This is a genomic window from Pseudomonas sp. BF-R-19 (assembly GCF_019956445.1).
Taxonomy (GTDB): Bacteria; Pseudomonadota; Gammaproteobacteria; order Pseudomonadales; family Pseudomonadaceae; genus Aquipseudomonas; species Aquipseudomonas fluorescens_BH.
The window spans coordinates 19,653-43,546 of sequence record NZ_JAHBDN010000011.1 but is presented as its reverse complement, the minus strand read 5'-3'; the positions used below and the strand labels follow the sequence as shown (position 1 = coordinate 43,546).

Below are 23,894 nucleotides of genomic sequence, written 5' to 3'. Positions count from 1 at the left end.
ATCATGACCGCATTCGCTCGTATCACCCTGCTCAGCGTCGTTATGGGGTTAAGCGCTTGTGCGGTCCAGCAGCCAACGGAACATCAGGCACCACCACCGCCGTTCCCGCCGTCGCAGCCGAGTCCCACGCCATCGACGTCGCCTGTACCGAGCAAGCCGACCATCCCGGCCAAACCCTCCAAGCCGTTGCCACGCACTTCTGCGAGCTTCGCGCCACCACCTGGGGGGAATAGCCATTGGGATCCGAAGCTTGGGGTGTATGTGCTGGATGATCAGCCCAATACCTTTTATCGCCAGCGTACCTATTACCGCTGGGATAACGGTTGGAGCCGGTCGATCAGTCCTGACGGGCCGTGGGAAGATACTGACATTCACGGTGTGCCGGGTGGCCTGGGGCGGCAATTCGGGCAGTAACGCAAAGAGGCGACCTTCGGGTCGCCTTTTTTGTGCCTGTTGAAATGTGATTGCCGGGGGATTGCTGAACCCTGTGGGAGCGGGCTTGCTCGCGAAGGCTTTGTGTCGGGCGGAGTGTTTTTTGATGGTGTACGTATCCATTCCTGCGGTAACGGCCACTTATGGTTTCGCCCTTACGGCGAGTCACTTTTTTTACAAGCGCCTAAAAAAAGTAGCCAAAAAAACGCTCGCCCCGAACGTACGGCCCCTCGCTAAGGCTCGGGGTTCCTTCGCTCCGGCATTCATCCGGGGGCATCGCCTCCGGTCGGCTTCGCTCGACCTCCTCTCGATGTGTTCGGCTGCGCCGAACGGCGCTGCGCGCCCACCCCCGGATGAACGCCTCCACTCAGCCTGCCGAGGGGGCGGGTGAATCAAGATCAAAAGCTGCAGGCGAGCTAACGCTCGGCCTGATGAGTGGTGAGGGGCGACGCGGTGGTGTGTGCTGCTGTGCTTTTGTTTTTCTGTGGGAGCGAGCTTGCTCGCGATGGCGGCCTGACAGCTGGACTGATTTTGCAGATATCCCCCAATCCTTGTGGGAGCTGGCTTGCCTGCGATTGCGGCCTGTCAGCCAGCATCAATGTCGGATGTGCCGGCCTCTTCGCGGGCAAGCCCGCTCCCACAGGTTCGGTGTCATTCGAATAGTTTGTGTTCGACGCAAATACTGTGGGAGCGAGCCTGCTCGCGATGGCGGCCTGCCGGCCGACCGAAATTCTGCAGAGAGCTCAACCAGCAACCAGGCCGGCCGGTAGGCCACCTCGCTTTTGCTTTGGCTTTTGATCTTGATCTTCTTGCCCCCTCGTGAGGCCGAGTGGAGGTTCTGCGTAGTGGGCAACCCGGCATGGATGCCGGGTTAGCCGCCGCCGGCCATGGATGGCCGATGGCGGCGGGCCCACGGAGCAGGACCGGAGCGAGGGCATGCCGAGCCTAGGCGAGGCACCGAACGTCAGGGGCAAGAGCCCTTGGTTAGTTGGGGCTTTTCCAAGTAACCCGCTGTAAGAGCGGAACCATAAGCGGCCGTTACCGGAGCAACGGATATGTACACCCTCAAAAATCCATATCGCCTGCCAAGCAGCCATCGCGAGCAAGCTCGCTCCCACAGGTGGCAGATCAAAATCCGCAGCTATCAGCGAATAAAGTGAATCTTCCCGCTGTCGTCATTGCCCATATAAATGCCATACACCCCAGCCTGACGCTCCTCGATATAGCGCTCAAGAATCTGCCGGATCGCCGGGTAGTAGATGCTGTCCCAGGGAATGTCCTCAGGCGCGAAGAACTTGTAGTCGAGGGTTTCCGGCCCGTACTGCCCGGTAATCTCCAGCGCGATGGCGCGGAAGATGATGTACACCTCGCTGATCTGCGGCACGCTGAAAATCGAGTAGGGCGAGACGATTTCCGCACGTACGCCGCTTTCTTCCCAGACCTCGCGCAAGGCCGCCTGCTCGGTGGTCTCGCCGCTTTCCATGAAGCCCGCCGGCAGGGTCCAGGTGCCGGGGCGCGGCGGGATGGCGCGCTGGCACAGCAGGTACTTGCCGTCCTGCTCGATGATGCAGCCGGCAATGATCTTCGGATTGATGTAGTGGATGTAGCCGCAGCTGCGGCACATCAGGCGCTCGTGCGTATCGCCCGGCGGCAACTGTGACCTAAGGTCAGCGCTGCCGCACTTGGGGCAAAAGCTCGGGCTGAACATGTCAGCGACCTATGCGCGGTTCTTTCAGCGCGATGGGCTGGGTGATCGCCGGGATGTCGCCGGTTTCTTCCTGTTTGCGCTTGAGGTAGTCCAGGGCCACGGCCGCAGCCGCACGCACGTGGTCGACGCAAGCCTGGTGGGCGGCCAGCGGGTCACCGCCCTTGATCGCCTCGACCATGCGCTCCATTTCCTGGTTGCTGGCGCCGCGACGGTTTTCCTGGGACACCGAGGTCGCGCGCAGGTAGCTGATGCGTGCCTGCAACTGGCGCAGCTGAGTGGCCGCGACATGGTTGCCCGAGCCTTCGAGCAGCACATCGTAGAAACCTTGCACCGAGTCGATGACCTGTTGCAGTTCGCCGTCTTTGAGCGCCTTGCGGTTTTCTTCGAGGGCTTTTTCCAGGGCCTTGATGTCCTTGGCCTTGGCGCGCAGGGTGAACAGTTGCACGATCAGCCCTTCGAGTACGCAGCGCAGCTCGTAGATGTCCACGGCATCGGCCAGGGTAATGATCGCGACACGCGGGCCCTTGGCGTCGGCGAATTCCACCAGGCCTTCGGATTCCAGGTGACGCAAGGCTTCGCGCACGGAAGTACGGCTGACGCCCAGGCGATCGCACAGATCGCGTTCGACCAGACGGTCTCCCGGCAGGAGCTGGAAGTTCATGATGGCGCTTCGCAGTTTATCCAGCACGATTTCGCGCAGGGTAACGGGGTTGCGATTGACCTTGAAGCTGTCGTCGAGTGGCAGGCGTTTCATGGGGTCCGCTCTGATTGTGGCTGTCCATGCAAAAAGAGCACTTCGATTACGGGAATCTGGGTGCCCGGTCAGATCAAACAGCCAAGGGTTAACTGGAGGCCTCGGCATCGGCTTCGGCGAAGGCTTCACGGGCGAGCCGGAAACTGTCTACGGCAGCGGGGACACCGCAGTAAATGCCGACCTGAAGCAGTATTTCGCGTATTTGCTCACGACTCAGGCCGTTACGCAAGGCGCCGCGCACATGCAGCTTGAGTTCATGGGGCCGGTTGAGGGCCGAGATCATCGCCAGGTTGATCATGCTGCGCTCCTTGAGCGACAAACCCTCTCGGCCCCAGACATGACCCCAACAATATTCGGTGACCATTTCCTGCAACGGTCGGGTGAAGTCGTCGGCGTTCTCGATGGAACGATTGACGTAAGCCTCGCCCAGCACCTGCGTGCGGATCTTCAGGCCTTTTTCATACTTTTCGTTGTTCATTTGCGTAGCTCCCGTGGGCTCAGAGGCCGCCCATCAAGGTGTATTTGAGTTCCAGGTAATCCTCGATGCCGTATTTCGACCCTTCACGGCCCAGCCCCGAGGACTTGATGCCGCCAAACGGCGCGACTTCGGTGGAAATCAGCCCTTCGTTGATCCCGACCATGCCGTATTCCAGCGCCTCGCTCATGCGCCAGGCACGGCCCAGGTCGCGGGTGTAGCAGTAGGCGGCCAGGCCGAATTCGGTGTCGTTGGCCATCTCGACGGCCTTTGCCTCGGTGTCGAAGCGGAACACGGCGGCCAACGGGCCAAAGGTTTCATCCCGGGCGACTTTCATCTGCGTGGTGACGCCGATGAGCACGGTCGGCTGGAAGAAGCCGTTGCCCAATACATGACGTTCGCCGCCGCACAGCAATTGTGCGCCGTTTGCCAGGGCGTCTTGCACATGGTCTTCCACTTTGGCCACGGCACGCTCATTGATCAACGGCCCTTGAGTGACGCCATCATCGAAACCGCTGCCGACCTTGAGTTGCGAAACCCGCTCGGCCAGGCGCGCGACAAAGGCGTCGTGGATGCCGTCCTGCACCAGGAAGCGATTGACGCAGACGCAGGTCTGCCCGGCGTTGCGGAATTTGGCGATCAGCGCACCATCGACGGCACGTTCCAGATCGGCGTCGTCGAAGACAATGAACGGCGCGTTGCCGCCCAGTTCCAGCGAGACTTTTTTCAGGGTCGGCGCGCACTGGGCCATCAGCAGCTTGCCGATGGCGGTGGAGCCGGTGAACGACAGCTTGCGAACCTTTGGACTTGCGGTTAGCTCCCCGCCGATGGCGATGGCATCGCCGGTAATTACGTTGAAAATGCCCGCTGGAATGCCAGCCTGTTCCGCCAGTGCGGCCATGGCCAGCGCGGAGAACGGCGTTTCCGGCGCCGGTTTGACGATGCACGGGCAACCAGCGGCCAGCGCCGGGCCGGCTTTGCGGGTGATCATCGCCGCCGGGAAGTTCCACGGCGTGATGGCCGCGACGACGCCAATCGGCTCCTTGCTGACCACGATGCGCGCATCGCCCTTGTGGCTGGGAATGGTGTCGCCGTAGATGCGCTTGGCCTCTTCGGCGAACCACTCGATGAAGCTCGCGGCGTAGAGGATTTCACCCTTGGCCTCAGTCAGTGGCTTGCCTTGTTCGAGGGTGAGGATGTGTGCCAGGGCGTCGGTGTTTTCCAGCATCAAGGCATGCCAGCGCTTGAGCGTATTACTGCGCTCTTTGGCGGTCAGTGCGCGCCAGGCCGGCCAGGCCTTATTGGCGGCCTCGATAGCCTGGCGCGCGTGTTCGGCGCCGAGGTTCGGCACCCGGCCGATGAGTTCACCGGTGGCCGGGTTGAAGATCTCCTGACAGGCGCCATCCGGCGCGTCCAGCCATTGGCCATTGATGTAGGCTTGCTGGCGGAACAGTAACGAGGCTGCTGGGCTCATGCCGGCTCCTGAGTAAAGTGGTGGACCCTGTGGGAGCGGGCTTGCTCGCGAAGGCGGTGGGTCAGGCGCCATCAATGTTGGATGTGCCGGCCACTTCGCGAGCAAGCCCGCTCCCACAGGGGGATTGTGTCGAGCCATCAGGCCAGGGCGGGCAGCGGCCCCAGCTTGCCTTTGTGGTAGATCATCGGCGTCACCGGTTGCGCGGGCAGGATCAGGTTCTTCACCGCGCCGACGATGATCGCGTGATCGCCGCCGTCGTATTCGCGCCACAGTTCGCACTCGATGATCGCCGTGGCCTTCGCCAGGATCGGGTTACCCAGATCGCTCAAGTGCCACTCGATGCCTTTGGCCTTGTCCTTGCCTTTACCGGCGAAGGCATAGGCTTCGGCGGTCTGCTCGGCGGACAGCAAATGAATCGCGAACTGCTTGCTGTCGCGCAGCACCGGGTAGGTGTCGGAGCCGTAGTTGGGGCAGAACAGCACCAGTGCCGGGTCGATCGACAGCGCGCTGAAGGCGCTGGCGGTGATGCCGACGATGCCGCCGTCCGGGTCCAGGGTGGTGACCACCGTGACCCCGGATGGGAACGAACTCATCACGTCTTTGTAAATGCCGGGTTCGATCATTTTCCAGGACTCCTAGCGCATCACGAAGGGATCAGGCATCGGCGCCTGGGACAGGTTGATCCACACCGTTTTCAGTTCGGTGTAGGCCAGCACCGAATCGATGCCGCTTTCGCGTCCATAGCCACTGTTCTTGAAGCCGCCGATCGGCGCCATGGCCGAGACCGCGCGGTAGGTGTTGACCCAGATGATCCCCGAACGCACGTCCCGGGCCAGGCGATGGGCGCGGCCCAGGTCGCGGGTCCAGATGCCGGCGGCGAGGCCGAACTGCGAGTCGTTGGCGATCGCCAGCGCTTCGGCTTCGTCCTTGAAACGGATGACCGAAGCCACCGGGCCAAAGACTTCTTCCTGCATGATCTTCATCGAGTTGTGGTCACACTCGAACAGCGTCGGCTCATAGAACCAGCCGTCGCCCAGATTGGTCGGACGCTTGCCGCCCAGACGCAGGCGCGCGCCTTCGGCGATGGCATCAGCCACCAGGCCTTCGACCACGGCCAGTTGCTGCGCGGTGGCCATCGGGCCCATCTCGCTGCTGTCGTCCCGCGGGTTGCCGATGCGGATGCGCTGGGCGCGTTCCACCAGACGGCCGACGAACTCGTCGTAGATCTCGTCCTGCACCAGCAAGCGCGAACCGGACACGCAGCTCTGCCCGGAGGCGGCGTAGATCCCGGCGATGGCGCCGTTGATCGCGCTGTCGAGGTCGGCATCGGCGAAGATGATGTTCGGCGATTTGCCCCCCAGTTCCAGCGACAGCTTGGCGAAGTTCTCCGCGCTGCTGCGCACCACATGTCGCGCTGTCGCCGCGCCGCCGGTGAAGGCGATCTTGCGGATCAGCGGATGGCGGGTGAGGGCGGCGCCGGTGCTCGGGCCGTAACCGGTAACAACGTTGACCACTCCCGGCGGAATCCCGGCTTCCAGCGCCAGACGTGCCAGTTCGAGGATGGTCGCCGAGGCGTGTTCCGACGGTTTGATCACGATGGTGTTGCCCGCCGCGAGGGCCGGGGCGAGTTTGATCGCGGTCAGGTACAGCGGGCTGTTCCACGGAATGATCGCGGCGACCACGCCCATGGCTTCGTGCACGGTGTAGGCAAACAGGTCCGGCTTGTCCAGCGGCAGGGTGCCGCCTTCGAGCTTGTCCGCCAGGCCTGCGGTGTAGTGGAAGAACTCCGGCAGATAGCCAACCTGGCCACGGGTTTCGCGGATCAGCTTGCCGTTGTCGCGGCTTTCCAGCTGCGCCAGTTGTTCCTTGTTCTCGGCGATCAGGTCACCCAGGCGTCGCAGCAGTTTGCCGCGAGCGGTGGCGGTCAAACCGCGCCATGCCGGGCTGTCGAAAGCGGTTTGCGCGGCTTGTACGGCGCGCTCGACATCGGCTTCGTCGGCATCGGGCAATTCGGCCCAAGGCTCGGCCAGCGCCGGGTTGAGGCTTTCGAAGGTCTTGCCGGACAGGGCATCGACCCATTCACCGCCGATGCACATCTGGAAGCGTGCGAGTGTCATGCAACGATCCCCTTGATCTGGTTTTGTTTGGAATGCGCGGTCTGCAGAAACTCCAGCAACAGCTGGTTGACCAGGCGCGGCGACTCTACGGGCATCATATGCCGTTGCTCGGCGAGCACGGCAACGGTCGCACCGGGAATGCGTTCGGCCAGTTGTTTGGCCATTTCCGGGGTCGAGCCGGGGTCCAGTTCGCCGGTGGCGATCAGCGTCGGCACCTGGATGCTGGCCAGGTCGTCGGCGCGGTACATGTCCTGGGTGGCGAACAGTTCGTAAGTGGTCAGGTAACCCTGCGGGTCATTGCCGGCCAGGGTCTGGCGAATCGCGGCGATCTGCGCCGGGTTCGCGGCCTGGTATTCGCGGCTGAACCAGCGTGATAGCGCCGCTTCGGCATTGGCGTCCGGCCCGTGTTCGGCAGCCTGGCTGGTGCGGGCGATGACCCCGGCGCGCTGTTCGGCGCTGCGGTTGAACACGCTGTTGAGCACCACCAGGCCTTCCAGGCGTTGCGGGTAGTGCAAGGCAAACGCCCGCGCCACCAGCCCGCCCATGGAAAAACCAATCACCGTTGCCTTGGGCAATTGCAGGTGGTCGAGCAGCTCCATCAATTGGTCGGCATAACCGAGCAGCGGCGTGCCGCTTTCCGGGCGCGGGCTGGCGCCATGGCCGAGCATGTCGTAGGCGATGACGCGGTACTGCGTGGCCAGGCCAACGATCTGGCCGCCCCACATTTCTTTGTTCAGGCCCACGCCGTGGATCAAGACCACGGGCTGGCCTTGGCCGGTCGCCAGGTAACTGGTGCCAGCCGGGGTGAGTTCAGCGGTGAGCCGAATCATGGAGCGCTCCTGCAATGCCTTCTTGTTGTCGTTCTGCTGGCCGGTTACTGGGCTTTTTCGGCTGCCAGTTCTTCCAGGTCGATGTAGCGGTTGCCGATGCGCGGGTGCAGGCGGCCGCCGTCGGCGCAACCCAGGACCACGACGATTTCGTCGGCGCGCGGGGCGTCTTCGATCTGCATTTCCAGGGTGATGTAGTGCGAACGCAGGCCTTCGTCGTCCTTGTGCATCATCGGGATCTGGATCGAGGTGCCCGGGCCGCCGCGCTTGTTGGTGAAGCTCAGGTAGCTCTTGGCCTTGACCGCTTCGCGGTAATGGTTGCCGAAGCGCAGGGTGTGGATCACCGCCGAAGCGTGTTCGATTTCGCCGTCGGCGCCGACCACCGCAGCCTTGCCGTAAGCCTCGATTTTCTCGGCACCGCCAATGATGCCTACCAGGCGCTCGACCATCAGCGCGCCGAGGTCGGAGCAGTTGGCGCGGATCTGTGGTTTCAGGTCTTCGACGAAACCGTTGCCCAGCCAGGGGTTTTTCATCACCACGGCCAGACCGACCATGGTCACGGGCTTATCGGTGGCTTTGCCACCTTCAATAAAGGTTTCTTCGACATAGCTGACGATCTTGCGGATTTCGAAACTCATGAGCTGCTCCGTAGAGGATTGGGTGTCTGTGCGTCTGATGGTATACCATAATACCGATTGCACAAGGCCCTGAACGGAGTTTCTGCTCGGACGGCGATAAAATGGCGGCAGGGCGGGGGAAATGCGTCGTACGGGCCGCTCAAAAAAACGCAAAAAAAAACCCGGCTGTTCAGGCCGGGTCTTTCGTCGAGTCTTGCGGTACCGCCATGCATTCAGGCGTTGCGGCTTTCGATCAGGCGGTCGGAACCACCTTCGGCAACACGATTGCCATTCAGATGATCGGAGCCGTCAGCAGCAACACGGTTGCCATTCAGGTGATCAGAACCATCGGCAGCGACGCGTTTTTCGATCAAACGATCAGAGCCACCTTCAGCGACACGTTTCTCGATCAGACGATCGGAGCCACCCTCAGCCACACGGCTTTCAATCAGACGATCCGAGCCGCCCTCAGCGACAACAGGTTGAGCAGCGGTAGCGGCGAAAGCGTTAACTGCAAAAACCGAGAAAGCGATGCCGAGAAGAGTTTGGCGTTTCATGATGGTGTGCTCCGGGGGTGTTATTGGTTGGTATGGAGCAGATGTTACGCCGGGGATTTTTTAAGAGAACTTCATTGAATCAATGGTGACTATCGACGCAGTCAATGATCGAAAGCACCTGTGGGAGCGGGCTTGCTCCGGGCGGCGTTCCGACGAAGGCGGTGTGTCAGTCGCCATCAATGTTGAATGTGCCGGCCTCTTCGCGAGCAAGCCCGCTCCCACAGGGTTTGGGGGGTTAGCGGGAAATGAGTCCGTGATCCAGGGCGTACTTGACCAGTGCCGCCGGCTTGTCGATGTTGAGCTTGCGCCGAATGCTCAAGCGGTGTGTCTCCACCGTGCGCACGCTGATGTCCAGTTCCCGGGCCATTTCCTTGTTGTTCAAGCCTTGCGCCATCTTCGACAGCACCTGGTTTTCCCTCGGAGTCAGTTCGTTGTCGGTGTTCCTGTCGGCGATCAACCTTTGGGCGATTTCGGCGCTGTAGAAGGTTCCGCCGCTGCTGATGGCTTCGATGGCGGCGATGATTTCCCGTGACGGGGCGTTCTTCAGCACGTAGCCGCTGGCGCCGGAGCGCACCGACTCACTGACGTATTCGTAATTGTCGTACATGCTCAGCACCAGCACCTTGAGCGACGGGTACTGGCTGCGCAGCACGCGGGTCAGCTCCAGGCCGTTCATGTCCGGCAGGCTGATGTCGACCAGCAGCAGGTCCGGTTGGCAGCGTCCGACCATTTCGATGGCCTCGGCGCCGTTTTCCGCTTCGCCGACCATTTCCAGGGGCGACATCACGGCCAGCAACGCCTTGATGCCGTCGCGGACCAGGGAGTGATCGTCGACCAGGGCGACGCGGATCGGGGAGGGCAGGTTCATCGCAGCTATTCACTCTTGTAGTTTTGGGCCGGCTCAGGGTTTTACGCCAGGTTTCATTGGCAGCCGTACGTCCAGCTCACTTCTGCCCGGCATCGAGATCAAATCGAAGCGCCCGCCAAAATGTTCGACGCGTTCGCGGATGTTACGCAAGCCAATGCCGGCCTGACGACGTTCAACCTGGGCGACGTTGAAACCGATGCCGTCATCGACCACCGTCAGCCGCACGGATTCGTCGCAGCCGCGCAGGGTAATGGACACGTTCTTCGCCTGCGCATGGCGTTCGATATTGGTCAGGCCTTCCTGGACGATGCGGAACAGCGAAACAGCCGCGCCGTCGACCAGTTGGCAGTCGAATTCATTTTCGTCATAGGTCACGGTCAGCCCGCTGCGCTGTTCGAATTCCGCAGCCAATTGGCCGATGGCCGCCGGCAGGCCGAGGGTATCGAGCAAGGATGAGCGCAGGTCATGGGAGAGACTGCGGACTTCACCGATGGCATCGCCCAGGCGCTCGGTGGCGTCTTTCAGCGTGTCCAAGCCCTTGTCGTGGGCTTGTCCGCGTTCCAGCAGATGGCTGGCCAGTTCAAACTGAAACTTGATCGAGACCAGCACCTGACTGATGCCGTCGTGCAGTTCACGGGATACCCGAGACCGTTCTTCCTCCTGCAGGCTGACGATGCGCTGGGTCAGGCGCTGCAGTTTCTTGTCCGCCAGCCGATGTTCGCTGACATTGAGGGTCATGCCGGTGGCGAACACGAACAGCACCGCGACCAGGGCGACCACGGCAATCGCCATCATGGTCTTGCGGATGCCCATGGCCACTTCGGCGCGGGCTTGTTGGGTGGCGCGCTCGACGTCTTCGAGGTAGATGCCGGTGCCGAGCATCCAGCCCCAGCGATCGAGCATCACTACGTAGGCGAGCTTGTCGGTCACCTGGCCGGAGGAGGGTTTGTTCCAGGCGTAGCGTTGAAAACCTTCGCCCGATTGCGCGCTTTTCAGCAGCGCCTGGATCACCGGCAGGCCGTGGGGGTCTTTCATGTCCCACAGGTATTGGCCCACCAGTTCCGACTGGCGCGCATGCATCAGGCTGCGGCCTTCGTGGTCGTAGACGAAGAAGTAGCCGTTGATGCCGAAGCTGAGCTTGCGCAGTTCTTCCAGCACTCGTTGCTGGGCGTGGGCATCGCCGTGGCCGTCGTCGTACAGCGGCGCGATCAGGCTCTGGGCCATTTCCACGTAGTTTTTCAGCTCCGCGCGCTTGCTCGCCAGAATGCTGTCTTCGATCAGTTGCGCCTGTTGATCGCCCAGTTGGCGGTTGAGGGAAATCACCAGCGCGCAGATGACGGCAATGGCCAGCACCAGCGGCAGGATCCCGAGGGCGACGATCTTGTGTTTGAGCTGCATGTTGACTCCTGCTCGCGCGAAGGCTCGGGATCATATGCCAAAGAGAGGCCCGGTCAGAAGCGCTGCTGGACGGAATGACTGACGGCCGTAATGCCATTCAGTTGAAATGCAGAACCTGTGGGAGCGAGCTTGCTCGCGATGAGGGCGGCACATTCAACATTGATGTGCCTGACAGCCCGCTATCGCGAGCAAGCTCGCTCCCACATTTGATCGGGGGAGGCCCCGGATCCGGTGGTCAACCCACAGGAGATCGGCGTGTTCTACGTAGAACTACGTAGACCCCACGTACGTAGTAACGCGGATTTATTTGTGGACGGCATGCGCAGATATTGGGCCAGCTCCGCACCGCGGACACAATTATAAAAATTACCGCCGCAGTCACTGGCTGTCGGCAGGAGACACGCTATGCCCCGTCTGGCTAAACACCTCGCCTGGTTTGCCGTGGCTGTCCTGGGAGCGATTGCGCTGAGTGTCGTGGCCTTGCGCCGCGGCGAAGCGATCAACGCCCTGTGGATCGTAGTCGCAGCCGTCGCCATCTACCTTGTTGCCTACCGCTACTACAGCCTGTTCATCGCCAATAAAGTGATGCAGCTCGACCCCAATCGGGCCACTCCGGCTGTGCTCAATAACGATGGTCTGGACTATGTTCCGACCAATAAACACGTACTCTTCGGTCACCACTTCGCCGCCATTGCCGGCGCAGGTCCGCTGGTCGGCCCGGTATTGGCAGCGCAGATGGGCTACCTGCCCGGCACGCTGTGGCTGATCGCCGGCGTGGTGCTGGCCGGTGCGGTTCAGGACTTCATGGTCCTGTTCATGTCCACCCGCCGCAATGGCCGCTCGCTGGGCGACATGGTCCGTGAAGAAATGGGCCGCATCCCCGGGACCATCGCGCTGTTCGGCTGCTTCCTGATCATGATCATCATCCTCGCGGTGCTGGCGCTGATCGTGGTCAAAGCCCTGGCCGAGAGCCCGTGGGGCATTTTCACGGTGATGGCGACCATCCCGATCGCGATGTTCATGGGCATCTACATGCGCTACATCCGCCCGGGCCGCATCGGTGAAATCTCGGTGATCGGCGTGCTGTTGTTGCTCGGTTCGATCTGGCTCGGCGGGCAGATCGCTGCTGATCCGGTATGGGCCAAGGCCTTTACCTTTACCGGTATCCAGATCACCTGGATGCTGATTGGCTACGGTTTTGTTGCAGCGGTGTTGCCGGTGTGGCTGATCCTGGCGCCCCGTGACTACCTCTCCACGTTCCTGAAAATCGGTACCATCGTCGCCTTGGCCATCGGCATCCTGGTGACCATGCCCGAGCTGAAAATGCCGGCCCTGACCCAGTTCATCGACGGCACCGGCCCGGTGTGGAAGGGCGGTCTGTTCCCGTTCCTGTTCATTACTATTGCCTGTGGCGCGGTCTCCGGTTTTCACGCGCTGATCGCTTCCGGCACCACGCCGAAGCTGCTCGCCAGTGAAGGGCATGCCCGTTACATCGGTTACGGCGGCATGCTGATGGAATCGTTCGTGGCGATCATGGCCATGGTCGCGGCTTCCGTGATCGATCCGGGTGTGTACTTCGCCATGAACAGCCCAGCGGCTGTAGTCGGTGCCGATGCGGTGGCCGTTGCACAAACCGTCAGCAGCTGGGGCTTCGCCATTACCCCGGAAGCCCTGCAAGCCGTAGCCCACGACATCGGTGAAACCACGATTCTGGCCCGTGCTGGCGGCGCGCCGACCCTGGCGGTGGGGATCGCGCAGATCCTGCACCACGTACTGCCGGGCGAGAACACCATGGCGTTCTGGTACCACTTCGCGATCCTGTTCGAAGCGCTGTTCATCCTGACCGCAGTCGACGCCGGCACCCGTGCCGGGCGCTTCATGCTCCAGGACTTGCTCGGCTCGTTCGTGCCGGCCCTGCGTCGCACCGAATCCTGGACCGCCAACCTGATCGCCACCGCCGGTTGCGTGGCCATGTGGGGGTATCTGCTGTACCAAGGCGTGATCGATCCGCTGGGCGGTATCAACACCTTGTGGCCGCTGTTCGGTATATCCAACCAGATGCTGGCCGGTATTGCGCTGATGCTCGGCACCGTGGTGCTGATCAAGATGAAGCGCCAGCGTTATGTCTGGGTCACCTTGCTGCCGGCGGTCTGGTTGCTGATCTGCACCACCACCGCAGGCTTCATCAAGCTGTTCGACGCCAACCCGGCGATCGGCTTCCTCGCCCTGGCGAAGAAATACAGCGATGCCCTGGCCAACGGTCAGGTGCTGGCCCCGGCCAAGAGCATCGACCAGATGCAGCACGTGATCTTCAACGCCTACACCAACGCGACGCTGACCGCGCTGTTCCTGTTCGTGGTGTTCAGCATCCTGTTCTTTGCGCTCAAGGTCGGCATCGCTGCCTGGGGCACCAAGGAACGCACGGACAAGGAAGCGCCATATCAAGCGCTGCCAGATGCCTGATCATGTTCAATGACCTGAGTCGCCTGGGTAAATACCTCGGTCAGGCTGCACGCCTGATGGTCGGCATGCCCGACTACGACAACTACGTCGAGCATATGCAGACCAAACACCCGGACAAACCGGTGATGGACTATGAGGCGTTCTTCCGCGAGCGCCAGGAGGCCCGTTACGGCAGTAAAGCCGGACCGAAGTGCTGTTGAGTGACATAAAAAAACCGGCTGAATAGCCGGTTTTTTTATTGAGTACGGGAACGCCCTGAATGGCTCAGGCCGCGTGGTAATCCGAATCGTCGTTGCCACCTTTGTCCCGAGGCATGGACGCATTGCCAACGTTTCGTTCAACAGGCTGATGATCCGGCCTGGCGATCTTGAGCGCCCGGTCGGCGACTTTGGCTTTATGCATCAGGCGACAGAACACGGCGGCGATGATGATCGACAGCAATGACCAGATGACAATGGCTTTGAGGAGCATGGCGAAACCTCTCGCGGCAAACAATTCTTACGAGCGCCAGCGTCCTTGCAGCAAAGGCTACCTATCCATTGTGGCAGGTGTTCATGATCTTGCATTTCCTTGCTGATTTGAACTGTTTATCAGCTATCTCCCCAGATGGAGCGACAGTTTCCCGGACCGGTACTTTAATGGATGTTCTGGAGCGACTGATCACTGGGCCGTCATAGCTTTAAGGCTATGGATCCCATACCGAAAAGCTATTTCTTCAATCGGTGATCCGGATCCACGCTTAAGGATGGTTAGCTGAAAACAAAATCAAGAGGAGATGCCATGTCAACTGAATCGAAATGCCCGTTCAATAGCGCCGCTGGCGGTGGCACGACGAACCGCGACTGGTGGCCGAACCAACTGAACCTGAAGATCTTGAGTCAACACTCGCCCAAGTCTGACCCGTTGGGGGGCGACTTCAACTACGCCGAAGCCTTCAAGAACCTGGACTTCCAGGCGCTGAAAAAAGACCTGACTGCGCTGATGACCGATTCCCAGGACTGGTGGCCAGCGGACTTCGGTCACTATGGGCCTTTTTTTATCCGCATGTCCTGGCACGCCGCAGGCACCTATCGCACCGGTGACGGCCGGGGCGGCGCCGGTTCCGGCCAGCAACGCTTTGCACCGCTCAACAGCTGGCCGGACAACGTCAGCCTCGACAAGGCCCGTCGGCTGCTTTGGCCGATCAAGCAAAAGTACGGCAACAAAGTCTCCTGGGCCGACCTGATCGTCCTCGCCGGCAACGTTGCACTGGAGTCCATGGGCTTCAAGACCTTTGGTTTTTCCGCTGGCCGCCCGGATGTCTGGGAACCGGACGAAGACGTCTACTGGGGCTCGGAAAGCACGTGGCTGGGTGGCGACGTGCGTTATGGCAAAGATGCCGGGCAAGCTCCCGTAGAGCGCAATCTGGAAACCCCACTCGCGGCCGTGCAGATGGGCCTGATCTACGTAAACCCCGAAGGCCCTGAAGGCAACTCCGATCCGGTCGCCGCCGGCAAGGACATCCGTGAAACCTTTGCGCGCATGGCTATGAACGACGAGGAAACCGTCGCGTTGATCGCGGGTGGTCACGCCTTCGGCAAAACCCACGGTGCCGGTACTGTCGACCATGTCGGACCTGAGCCCGAAGCCGCCGGCCTCGAACTGCAGGGCTTGGGCTGGAAGAGCACGTTCGGTACCGGTAAAGGTGGCGACACCATCTCCAGCGGCCTGGAAGTGACCTGGACGACCACGCCAACCCAGTGGAGCAACAACTACCTGGAGAACCTGTTCGGTTACGAATGGGAACTGACCAAGAGCCCGGCGGGGGCAAACCAGTGGAAGCCGAAAAACGGCGCTGGCGCCGGCACCATTCCGGATGCCCATGACCCGTCCAGACGGCGTGATCCGACCATGCTGACCACGGACCTGTCGCTACGCTTCGACCCGATCTATGAGCCGATTTCGCGGCGCTTCCTGGCCAATCCAGACCAGTTGGCCGACGCCTTCGCCCGCGCCTGGTACAAGCTGATTCACCGTGACATGGGGCCGCTCTCACGCTACCTCGGCCCGGAAATGCCGAACGAAGAGCTGCTGTGGCAGGACCCGATCCCGGCCGTCGACCATCCACTGGTCAACGACAGCGATGTCGCCGCGCTCAAGGGCAAGATTGCGGCCTCGGGGCTGTCAGTCTCGCAGCTTGTGTCTACAGCTTGGGCGGCGGCTTCCTCTTTCCGTGGCTCCGACAAACGCGGCGGCGCCAACGGCGGGCGTCTGCGCCTGGCACCGCAGAAATCCTGGCAGGCCAACCAGCCGGAGCAACTGGCCCGCGTGCTGGCAAAACTCGAAAGCATCCAGGGCGAGTTCAACAGTGGCGGCAAGAAAATCTCCCTGGCCGACCTGATCGTGCTCGCCGGTGGCGTGGGCGTGGAACAGGCGGCGAAAAACGCCGGCCACAGTGTGACGGTGCCTTTCACACCAGGGCGCATGGACGCCAGCCAGGAACAGACCGATGTCGACTCCTTCGGTTTCCTTGAACCAATTGCCGACGGCTTCCGTAATTACCTGAAGCAACAGTACCGTGTGCCGGCGGAAAAACTGCTGATCGACAAGGCGCAACTGCTGACGCTCAGCGCGCCGGAAATGACGGTGTTGCTGGGCGGCTTGCGCGTGTTGAACACCAATGTCGGCCAGAGCAGACACGGTGTGTTCACCACGCGTCCGGAAGCCTTGACCAACGACTTCTTCACCAACCTGCTGGATATGGGCGTGGAGTGGAAGCCAGTGTCGGATGCCCAGCAAGAGTATGAAGGGCGCGATCGCAAAACCGGTGCAGTGAAGTGGACGGGGACGCGGGTTGACCTGGTCTTCGGTTCCAATGCGCAGTTGCGCGCCCTGGCCGAATTCTATGCCTGCGCCGATGCGCAACAGACGTTCGTCAAGGACTTCGTCGCTGCTTGGACAAAAGTGATGAATCTGGATCGCTTCGATCTGGCGTGATCCAAAAAGCCTGACTTTGCCGCGACCTGAGTGAGATCGGGTCGCGGTCACTTCATCTGCAGGTTGCTCGCGGTCAACATTGGATGTCCGCGTCTTCTACCATTTTTTCGGCGCTTGCCGGCCAGGCATCGATCACCGATTGCAGGAACTGCTCCGATAATCGAGGGTTGTCCAGGGCTCTGGCGATCAGTATGGCCCCGGTTATCGATGACAGGATGCGCAAGGCTTCCTGGTGCTTTTCATCAGCGCTTTCGCCATCGACCAAGGGCAGCAGCGTTTCGATCAGGGTCTGCACGCCTTGGGTGAACGAGTGGCTGACAGCACCGCCATTGCGCGCGACATCGGCCCCCAGGGCGGGGATCGGGCAGCCTTCGGTCCAGTTGCTCAAGTGACTTTGGGTCAAGTAACCCTTGAGCAGTTCGGGGATCGATTTAGCGGCTCGCCATTCTTCGATGTTGGTTTCGAACGTGCGGCTGACCGCCTCTGACACCAACTGCTCCTTGCCACCGGGGAACTGTCCGTAAAAGCCGCCATGGGTCAGGCCCACCGAGCGGGAAAGTTCGCCAATACCGATGCCGTCGATGCCTTTTTCCCGGTACATCTTCGAGGCTGCGCCGAGGATCGCTTCCTTGTTGGCGGCTGCCTGGTCTTTCGTCACTTTCATGAGTGGGGTCCTGTCATCCGATGAGCACCCTGGCAATTTTTTGCTGAGGGGCTGGTATTGATGATGATCATAATATAAATTCGCGGCAATGGCTTTGCAGGTTCCGGGCCCGTGGCTCCAGTCAAAACACCTCACAGGGTGCTGACCCATGAAACGTAATGATCTGCGCAGTATCGACCTCAATCTGCTGGTGGTTTTCGAGGCGCTCATTCAGGAGCGCAATGTCTCCCGCGCCGCAGAAAAGCTTGCCCTGGGCCAGCCGGCGGTCAGCGGCGCATTGAGTCGATTGCGTACGCTGTTCAACGACCCTCTGTTTAAACGCATTGGCCACAAAATGGAACCGACCACCCGTGCCTTGCAGGTGGCGCAAACGCTTGGGCCCGCACTGGACTCCATTTGCTCGGTCGTCAGTCTGACGGCTTGCAGTAAAAAACCCGGTTAATTCATAGGCTTGATCTGAGTATTCATTTTTTTTGTGCTTATACATGATAGTCATCATTAATGATGATAGCCAAGTTCACTCCGTTCAATTCGTCGCTGCCCCCGGTGCGGCCGAAAATTCTCCAACCCCTAAACCGTCAGGCGGACACTACCCATGGAACAGTCACTCAAACCTTTGCGTTATCCCCTTGCTGTCCTGACCCTGGCGGCCATCACGGCCTGCGGTCACGCACCCGATGCCGCCAAGGCTCCTGGTGCGCCGCCTGTCACGGTCGCCAAAGTGCTCGAGCAACCCATCACCGAATGGGATGAAGTCACCGCCCGACTGGAAGCGCCGGAAACCGTCGTGGTTCGCCCGCGGGTCTCGGGGCAGGTCGATCGTGTCGCCTTCACGGATGGCGAGTCGGTCAAGAAAGGGGATTTGCTGTTCCAGATCGATCCACGTCCGTTCGAACACGAAGTGCATCGCCTCGAAGCGCAGTTGCAACAAGCTCGCGCCACGCTGGTTCGAACGGGCAATGAAGCACAGCGTGGCCAGCGCCTGCTGAGCAGCAATGCCATCTCGGCGGAACTGGCCGACACGCGCACCACCACCGCCCAGGAAGCCCGGGCCGCCGTCGATGCCGTGCAGGCGCAACTCGATCTGGCACGCCTGAACCTGAGCTTCACCCGCGTCACCGCGCCGATCAGCGGCCGGGTCAGCCGCGCCGAAATCACCGCCGGCAACATCGTCACCGCCGACACCTCGGCGCTGACCAGCGTGGTCTCCACCGACAAGGTCTACGCCTATTTCGACGCCGACGAGCGCCTGTTCCTCAAGTACGGCCAGCTCTCCCGCCAAGGCCAGCGCAGTCAATCCACGCCGGTGTACATGGGCTTGTCGAACGAGGAGGGCAACAGCCACCTGGGGCAGATGAACTTCGTCGACAACCAGGTCAATCCCAAGACCGGCACCATTCGTGGCCGCGCGGTGTTCGACAACACCGACGGCCAATACACCCCGGGGCTCTACGCCCGGTTGAAACTGGTGGGCAGCGCGGCCTATGCCGGCCTGCTGATCAAGGACGAAGCGGTGGGCACCGACCTGGGCAAGAGGTTCGTTTTGGTGATCGACCAGGACAACAAGGCCGTGTACCGCAGCGTCGATCTGGGGCCGAAGCTCGAAGGCTTGCGCATCGTGCGCAGCGGTTTGCAGAAAGAAGACCGCATCGTCATCAACGGTCTGCAACGGGTTCGTCCCGGCGCGGTGGTCGCGCCTCAGGACGCGCCGATGGCCGACGCGCAAACCGTCGCCACCCTGGCCCGTCAACGCCAGGCCATCGAGGCGGGTAATCAGCCCGTCGCTCCGTCCCCGGCACTGGTGAAAACGGATACAACCGTTTCACCTCGTGGATAAAGGAACACTGTCATGAAGTTCTCCCGGTTCTTTATCACGCGGCCGATCTTTGCCGCCGTATTGTCGCTGCTGATCCTGATCGCCGGCCTCATCTCGCTGTTCCAGCTGCCGATCAGCGAATACCCGGAAGTGGTACCACCCACCGTGGTCGTCCACGCCAACTACCCCGGCGCCAACCCCAAGGTGATTGGCGAAACCGTGGCCGCGCCGCTCGAACAAGCCATCACCGGCGTCGAGAACATGCTGTACATGTCCTCGCAATCCACGGCGGACGGCCGGCTCACGCTGACCGTGACCTTCGCCCTGGGCACCGACCTGGACAACGCCCAGGTCCAGGTGCAGAACCGTGTGACCCGTACCGAACCCAAGCTGCCGGAAGAAGTGACGCGCATCGGCATCACCGTCGACAAGGCCTCGCCCGAGCTGACGCTGCTGGTGCACCTGGTGTCGCCGGACAAGCGCTACGACATGCTCTACCTGTCCAACTACGCGATCCTCAACGTCAAGGATGAGCTGTCGCGTCTGGAAGGCATTGGTGACGTGAAGATGTTCGGCATCGGTGACTACTCGCTGCGCATCTGGCTCGACCCGAACAAAACCGCGTCACGCAACCTGACCGCCACCGACGTGGTCAATGCGGTGCGTGAACAGAACCGTCAGGTGGCGGCTGGCCAACTGGGTTCACCGCCTGCACCCAACGCCACCAGCTTCCAGATGTCGATCAACTCCCAGGGACGCCTGGTCACCGAAGAAGAGTTCGAGAACGTGATCGTCCGCAGTGGTGCGGATGGCGAAATCACCCGCCTCAAGGACATTGCCCGGATTGAACTCGGTTCCAACCAGTACGCACTGCGCGCACTGCTCAATAACCAGGAAGCGGTGGCGATGCCGATCTTCCAGCGCCCGGGTTCGAATGCGATCGACGTTTCCGACCAGGTGCGGGCGAAGATGGCCGAGCTGAAGAAGAGCTTCCCGGAGGGCATGGACTACGAGATCGTCTATGACCCGACCATCTTCGTGCGCAGCTCGATTGAAGCGGTGGTTCACACGCTGTTCGAAGCGCTGATCCTCGTGGTGCTGGTGGTGATCCTGTTCCTGCAAACCTGGCGCGCCTCGATCATTCCGCTGGTCGCGGTGCCGGTGTCGTTGATCGGGACCTTTGCCGTGATGCATTTGCTCGGGTTCTCGCTCAATGCCCTGTCGCTGTTCGGTCTGGTGTTGGCCATCGGCATCGTGGTCGATGACGCCATCGTGGTGGTGGAGAACGTCGAGCGCAACATCGAGTCGGGACTTGAACCGGCCGAGGCCACCCAAAAGGCCATGGGCGAGGTGACCGGGCCGATCATCGCCACGGCATTGGTGCTGTGCGCGGTCTTCGTGCCGGCAGCTTTCATTTCCGGCTTGACCGGGCAGTTCTACAAGCAGTTCGCGCTGACCATCGCCATCTCCACGGTGATCTCGGCGTTCAACTCCCTGACCTTGTCGCCGGCATTGGCGGCGGTGTTGCTCAAGGCCCACGGCGCGCCGAAAGACCGTTTCTCCAAAGTGCTGGATCGGCTGTTCGCAGGCTGGCTGTTCAAACCCTTCAATCGACTGTTCGAAAAGGCCGGCAATGGCTACGTGGTGGCGGTGGCCAGGGTCATTCGCGGCAGCAGCGTGGCCCTGCTGGTTTACGCTGGCCTGATCGCCTTGACGTACATGGGTTTCAGCACCACGCCGACCGGTTTCGTGCCGACCCAGGACAAAAAGTACCTGGTGACTTTTGCGCAATTGCCCGATGCGGCCAGCCTTGACCGCACCGAGTCGGTGATCCGGCGCATGAGCACCGTCGCCATGAACGAACCGGGTTTCGACAGCGCCGTGGCGTTCCCCGGCCTGTCGATCAACGGTTTCACCAACAGCCCGAATGCCGGCATCGCGTTCATCGGCTTGCGTCCTTTCGATGAGCGCAAAGACCCAAGCCTGTCCGCCGGGGCGATTTCCGCTTCGCTGAATGCCAAGTTCGGCGGCATTCAGGATGCCTACATCGCGGTGTTCCCGCCGCCACCGGTGCAAGGCCTGGGCACCATCGGCGGGTTCCGCCTGCAGATCGAAGACCGGGGCAACCTGGGCTACGAAGAGCTGTACAAGGAAACCATGAACATCATCGGCAAGGGGCGCAGTGTTCCGGAACTGGCCAACCTGTTCACCAGCTACACGGTCAACGTGCCGCAAGTCGAAGCCGCCATCGACCGTGAAAAAGCCAAGACCCATGGCGTGGCGATCAACGACATCTTCGACACCTTGCAGGTGTACCTCGGCTCGCTGTACGCCAACGACTTCAACCGTTTTGGCCGTACCTATCAGGTCAATGTCCAGGCCGAGCAGCAGTTTCGTCAGGAGCCGGAGCAGATCGGCCAGTTGAAGGTCCGCAACGACCGTGGAGAGATGATTCCACTGGCCACGTTCGTCAAGGTCAGCCCAACGTCGGGGCCGGACCGGGTCTCGCACTACAACGGGTTCGTCACCGCTGAAATCAACGGCAGTGCAGCCCCCGGCTACAGCTCCGGCCAGGCGCAAAAAGCCATCGAGAAACTGCTCAAGGAAGAACTGCCCAACGGCATGACCTACGAGTGGACCGACCTGACCTACCAACAGATCCTGTCCGGCAACACCGCGCTGTTGGTGTTCCCGCTCTGCGTCCTGCTGGCGTTCCTGGTACTGGCCGCGTTGTATGAAAGCTGGAGCCTGCCGCTAGCGGTGATCCTGATCGTACCGATGACCCTGTTGTCGGCGATTGCCGGGGTGATCATCTCCAGGGGCGACAACAACATCTTCACCCAGATCGGCTTGATCGTGCTGGTGGGCCTGGCGTGCAAGAACGCGATCCTGATCGTCGAGTTCGCCAAGGACAAACAGGACCAGGGCCTGTCGCCGCTGGACGCTGTACTGGAGGCTTGCCGCATGCGTCTGCGGCCGATCCTGATGACGTCGTTCGCCTTCATCATGGGCGTTATTCCGCTGGTGACTTCCACGGGAGCCGGTTCGGAAATGCGCCGGGCCATGGGGGTCGCGGTGTTCTCCGGGATGCTCGGGGTGACGTTCTTCGGGTTGCTGCTGACGCCGGTGTTCTTTGTCCTGATTCGTCGCTACATCGAACGTAAAGCTGCGCGCAAGGCGGCTCGGGTTCACGCGCTCAACGTTATTGATTCGGAGGCACACTGATGAACGCTTTCAAGCTGTTTTTACCGAGTCTGTTGGTCACCGCGTTGGCGGCATGCACGGTCGGGCCGGATTATAAAACCCCGGACACGGCGCCTGCCCATGTCGTCTCGGCGCAAGGGGCCAACTACGATCAAACGCGTTTCGAAACGGTGTGGTGGCAGCAGTTCGACGACCCCACGCTGAATCAGCTGGTCGGCAAAGCGCTCAACGGTAACCGTGATCTGCGCGTGGCCTTCGCTCGCTGGAAAGCCGCCCGGGCCATCCGCGATGACGTCAGCAACGACAACCTGCCGGTGGTCACCAGCCGGGTCAGCAGCCAGCAGGGCAAGTCGCAGGTGCCGGGGCTGACCGAGAGTCGGGTCAATACCGAGCGTTACGACCTGGGTCTGGACATGGCCTGGGAGATCGATCTGTTCGGGCGCATCCAGCGTCAACTGGAATCCAGCGATGCCCGGGAAGACGCCGCGGCGGCGGACCTGTACCAACTGCGGGTGACCATGATCGCCGAACTGGTGGACGCCTATGGTCAGCTGCGGGGGGCGCAACTGCGGGAAAAAATCGCCCTGGCCAACCTGAAGAATCAAAGCGAATCGCGCGCTGTGACGGTGAGCCTGCGTGACGCTGGCGTGGGTAACGAACTCGACGTGGTGCGTGCCGATGCCCGGTTGGCGGCGGTCGAGGCGAGTGTGCCGCAACTGCAAGCGGAACAGGTACGCGACAAAAACCGCATCGCCACGCTGCTGGGCGAACGCCCGGACACCCTGAGCATCGACTTGAGTCCAAAGGACCTGCCGGCCATCGCCAAGGCATTGCCGATTGGCGATCCCGGCGAGTTGTTGCGTCGGCGCCCGGATGTGCTCGCGGCAGAGCGCCGGTTGGCGGCTTCAACGGCCGATGTCGGCGTGGCCACCGCCGACCTGTTTCCACGGGTGAGCTTGAGCGGGTTTCTCGGGTTCACGGCGGGGCGTGGTTCGCAAATCGGTTCCAGTGCCGCCCGCGCCTGGAGTCTGGGGCCAAGCATCACCTGGGCCGCGTTTGACCTGGGCAGTGTGCGGGCGCGTATTCGTGGCGCAAACGCCGACGCCGAGGGTGCATTGGCGACCTATGAGCAACAGGTGTTGCTGGCACTGGAAGAGTCGGAAAACGCCTTCAGCGACTATGGCAAACGCCAGCAACGCTTGCTGTCGTTGATCAGGCAAAGCGAGTCGAGTCGCGCAGCGGCCGATCTGGCGGCGACGCAATACAAGGAAGGGGTGGTGGACTATCTGGTGTTGCTGGATGCGCAACGTGAGCGCCTGAACGCCGAAGATGCCCAGGCACTGGGTGAAACCGATCAGTACCGCGCCATTGTGGCGATCTACAAATCCCTGGGCGGTGGTTGGGACAGTGGTGAAGCGAAGCTTGCGAAACTCGACTGACTGACCGTTGTGGGAGCGGACTTGCTCGCGAAAGCGGTAGTTCAGCCACCGATGATGTTGGCTGTGCGGACGCCTTCGCGGGCAAGCCCGCTCCCACAGGGATTT

At 61.4% G+C, this 23,894-nt stretch carries 20 protein-coding genes and 1 pseudogene; 8 read left to right on the top strand and 13 right to left on the bottom strand.

Going from position 1 to position 23,894, the window contains the following annotated elements; genetic code table 11:
- Nucleotides 1-3 precede the first annotated feature (3 nt).
- Nucleotides 4-414, top strand: coding sequence for a hypothetical protein (locus KGB28_RS00440; protein ID WP_223441094.1), 411 nt, complete (start codon nt 4-6; stop codon nt 412-414).
- Nucleotides 415-1,576: 1,162 nt separating this feature from the next.
- Here KGB28_RS00440 and KGB28_RS00435 read toward each other — a convergent pair.
- From KGB28_RS00435 to KGB28_RS00385, 11 genes and pseudogenes are all read right to left on the bottom strand, one after another.
- Nucleotides 1,577-2,140 (bottom strand): NUDIX hydrolase, encoded by a 564-nt coding sequence (locus tag KGB28_RS00435; RefSeq protein WP_223441092.1) that lies wholly within the window; start codon nt 2,138-2,140, stop codon nt 1,577-1,579.
- 1 nt (nt 2,141) lies between these two features.
- Nucleotides 2,142-2,894, bottom strand: a complete 753-nt coding sequence (locus KGB28_RS00430; RefSeq protein ID WP_046042558.1) for a GntR family transcriptional regulator — start codon at nt 2,892-2,894, stop codon at nt 2,142-2,144.
- Nucleotides 2,895-2,982: 88 nt separating this feature from the next.
- Nucleotides 2,983-3,372, bottom strand: a complete 390-nt coding sequence (locus KGB28_RS00425) for a carboxymuconolactone decarboxylase family protein (protein WP_007991919.1) — start codon at nt 3,370-3,372, stop codon at nt 2,983-2,985.
- A 19-nt stretch (nt 3,373-3,391) separates the two neighbouring features.
- Nucleotides 3,392-4,843, bottom strand: a complete 1,452-nt coding sequence (locus KGB28_RS00420) for an NAD-dependent succinate-semialdehyde dehydrogenase (protein WP_223441090.1) — start codon at nt 4,841-4,843, stop codon at nt 3,392-3,394.
- A 137-nt stretch (nt 4,844-4,980) separates the two neighbouring features.
- Nucleotides 4,981-5,466, bottom strand: coding sequence for a flavin reductase family protein (locus KGB28_RS00415; RefSeq protein WP_223441089.1), 486 nt, complete (start codon nt 5,464-5,466; stop codon nt 4,981-4,983).
- Nucleotides 5,467-5,478: 12 nt separating this feature from the next.
- On the bottom strand, nt 5,479-6,960 hold the full coding sequence (locus tag KGB28_RS00410) for an aldehyde dehydrogenase (RefSeq protein ID WP_223441087.1): 1,482 nt from the start codon (nt 6,958-6,960) through the stop codon (nt 5,479-5,481).
- Nucleotides 6,957-7,790, bottom strand: a complete 834-nt coding sequence (locus KGB28_RS00405; protein ID WP_223441085.1) for an alpha/beta fold hydrolase — start codon at nt 7,788-7,790, stop codon at nt 6,957-6,959. The genes KGB28_RS00410 and KGB28_RS00405 overlap by 4 nt, the downstream gene beginning before the upstream one ends.
- Before the next feature lie 44 nt (nt 7,791-7,834).
- Nucleotides 7,835-8,425, bottom strand: coding sequence for an amino acid synthesis family protein (locus KGB28_RS00400; RefSeq protein ID WP_007978708.1), 591 nt, complete (start codon nt 8,423-8,425; stop codon nt 7,835-7,837).
- Between the two features lie 215 nt (nt 8,426-8,640).
- Nucleotides 8,641-8,961: pseudogene (locus tag KGB28_RS00395) on the bottom strand (hypothetical protein); the annotation flags it as partial.
- Nucleotides 8,962-9,196: 235 nt separating this feature from the next.
- The gene (locus KGB28_RS00390) at nt 9,197-9,829 is read right to left on the bottom strand and encodes a response regulator (protein ID WP_223441081.1); all 633 of its coding nucleotides are present in this window, start codon (nt 9,827-9,829) and stop codon (nt 9,197-9,199) included.
- Between the two features lie 33 nt (nt 9,830-9,862).
- Nucleotides 9,863-11,227 (bottom strand): cache domain-containing protein, encoded by a 1,365-nt coding sequence (locus KGB28_RS00385; protein WP_223441079.1) that lies wholly within the window; start codon nt 11,225-11,227, stop codon nt 9,863-9,865.
- A gap of 405 nt (nt 11,228-11,632) precedes the next feature.
- Between KGB28_RS00385 and KGB28_RS00380 the strand changes: the two genes are divergently transcribed.
- Both KGB28_RS00380 and KGB28_RS00375 read left to right on the top strand, forming a co-directional pair.
- Nucleotides 11,633-13,690 carry a carbon starvation CstA family protein gene (locus tag KGB28_RS00380; protein ID WP_223441078.1) on the top strand — a complete coding sequence of 686 codons (2,058 nt, stop codon included), beginning with the start codon at nt 11,633-11,635 and terminating at the stop codon, nt 13,688-13,690.
- A 2-nt stretch (nt 13,691-13,692) separates the two neighbouring features.
- On the top strand, nt 13,693-13,890 hold the full coding sequence (locus tag KGB28_RS00375; protein ID WP_007976534.1) for a YbdD/YjiX family protein: 198 nt from the start codon (nt 13,693-13,695) through the stop codon (nt 13,888-13,890).
- A 64-nt stretch (nt 13,891-13,954) separates the two neighbouring features.
- Here KGB28_RS00375 and KGB28_RS00370 read toward each other — a convergent pair whose 3' ends face one another.
- Nucleotides 13,955-14,161, bottom strand: a complete 207-nt coding sequence (locus KGB28_RS00370; protein ID WP_223441067.1) for a hypothetical protein — start codon at nt 14,159-14,161, stop codon at nt 13,955-13,957.
- Between the two features lie 309 nt (nt 14,162-14,470).
- On the opposite strand from KGB28_RS00370, the gene katG reads away from it, so the two are divergent.
- Nucleotides 14,471-16,666 (top strand): catalase/peroxidase HPI, encoded by a 2,196-nt coding sequence (gene katG, locus KGB28_RS00365; protein WP_223441065.1) that lies wholly within the window; start codon nt 14,471-14,473, stop codon nt 16,664-16,666.
- A gap of 73 nt (nt 16,667-16,739) precedes the next feature.
- On the opposite strand, the gene KGB28_RS00360 is transcribed toward katG, so the two are convergent.
- Entirely contained in the window at nt 16,740-17,330 is a 591-nt protein-coding gene (locus tag KGB28_RS00360) for a TetR/AcrR family transcriptional regulator (RefSeq protein ID WP_223441063.1), read from the bottom strand.
- Nucleotides 17,331-17,478: 148 nt separating this feature from the next.
- On the opposite strand from KGB28_RS00360, the gene KGB28_RS00355 reads away from it, so the two are divergent.
- The 4 genes from KGB28_RS00355 (at nt 17,479) to KGB28_RS00340 (ending at nt 23,789) form a co-directional block, all read left to right on the top strand.
- Nucleotides 17,479-17,772: a LysR family transcriptional regulator gene (locus tag KGB28_RS00355; protein ID WP_223441061.1), complete on the top strand. Its 294-nt coding sequence runs from the start codon at nt 17,479-17,481 to the stop codon at nt 17,770-17,772.
- Between the two features lie 153 nt (nt 17,773-17,925).
- Nucleotides 17,926-19,167: a multidrug efflux RND transporter periplasmic adaptor subunit MexE gene (mexE, locus tag KGB28_RS00350; RefSeq protein WP_223441059.1), complete on the top strand. Its 1,242-nt coding sequence runs from the start codon at nt 17,926-17,928 to the stop codon at nt 19,165-19,167.
- Nucleotides 19,168-19,179: 12 nt separating this feature from the next.
- The gene (locus KGB28_RS00345) at nt 19,180-22,371 is read left to right on the top strand and encodes an efflux RND transporter permease subunit (RefSeq protein ID WP_223441057.1); all 3,192 of its coding nucleotides are present in this window, start codon (nt 19,180-19,182) and stop codon (nt 22,369-22,371) included.
- A complete protein-coding gene (locus KGB28_RS00340) occupies nt 22,371-23,789 on the top strand; it encodes an efflux transporter outer membrane subunit (protein ID WP_223441054.1) in 1,419 nt (472 codons plus the stop codon). Before KGB28_RS00345 ends, KGB28_RS00340 begins: the two co-directional genes overlap by 1 nt.
- Nucleotides 23,790-23,894: the final 105 nt, after the last annotated feature.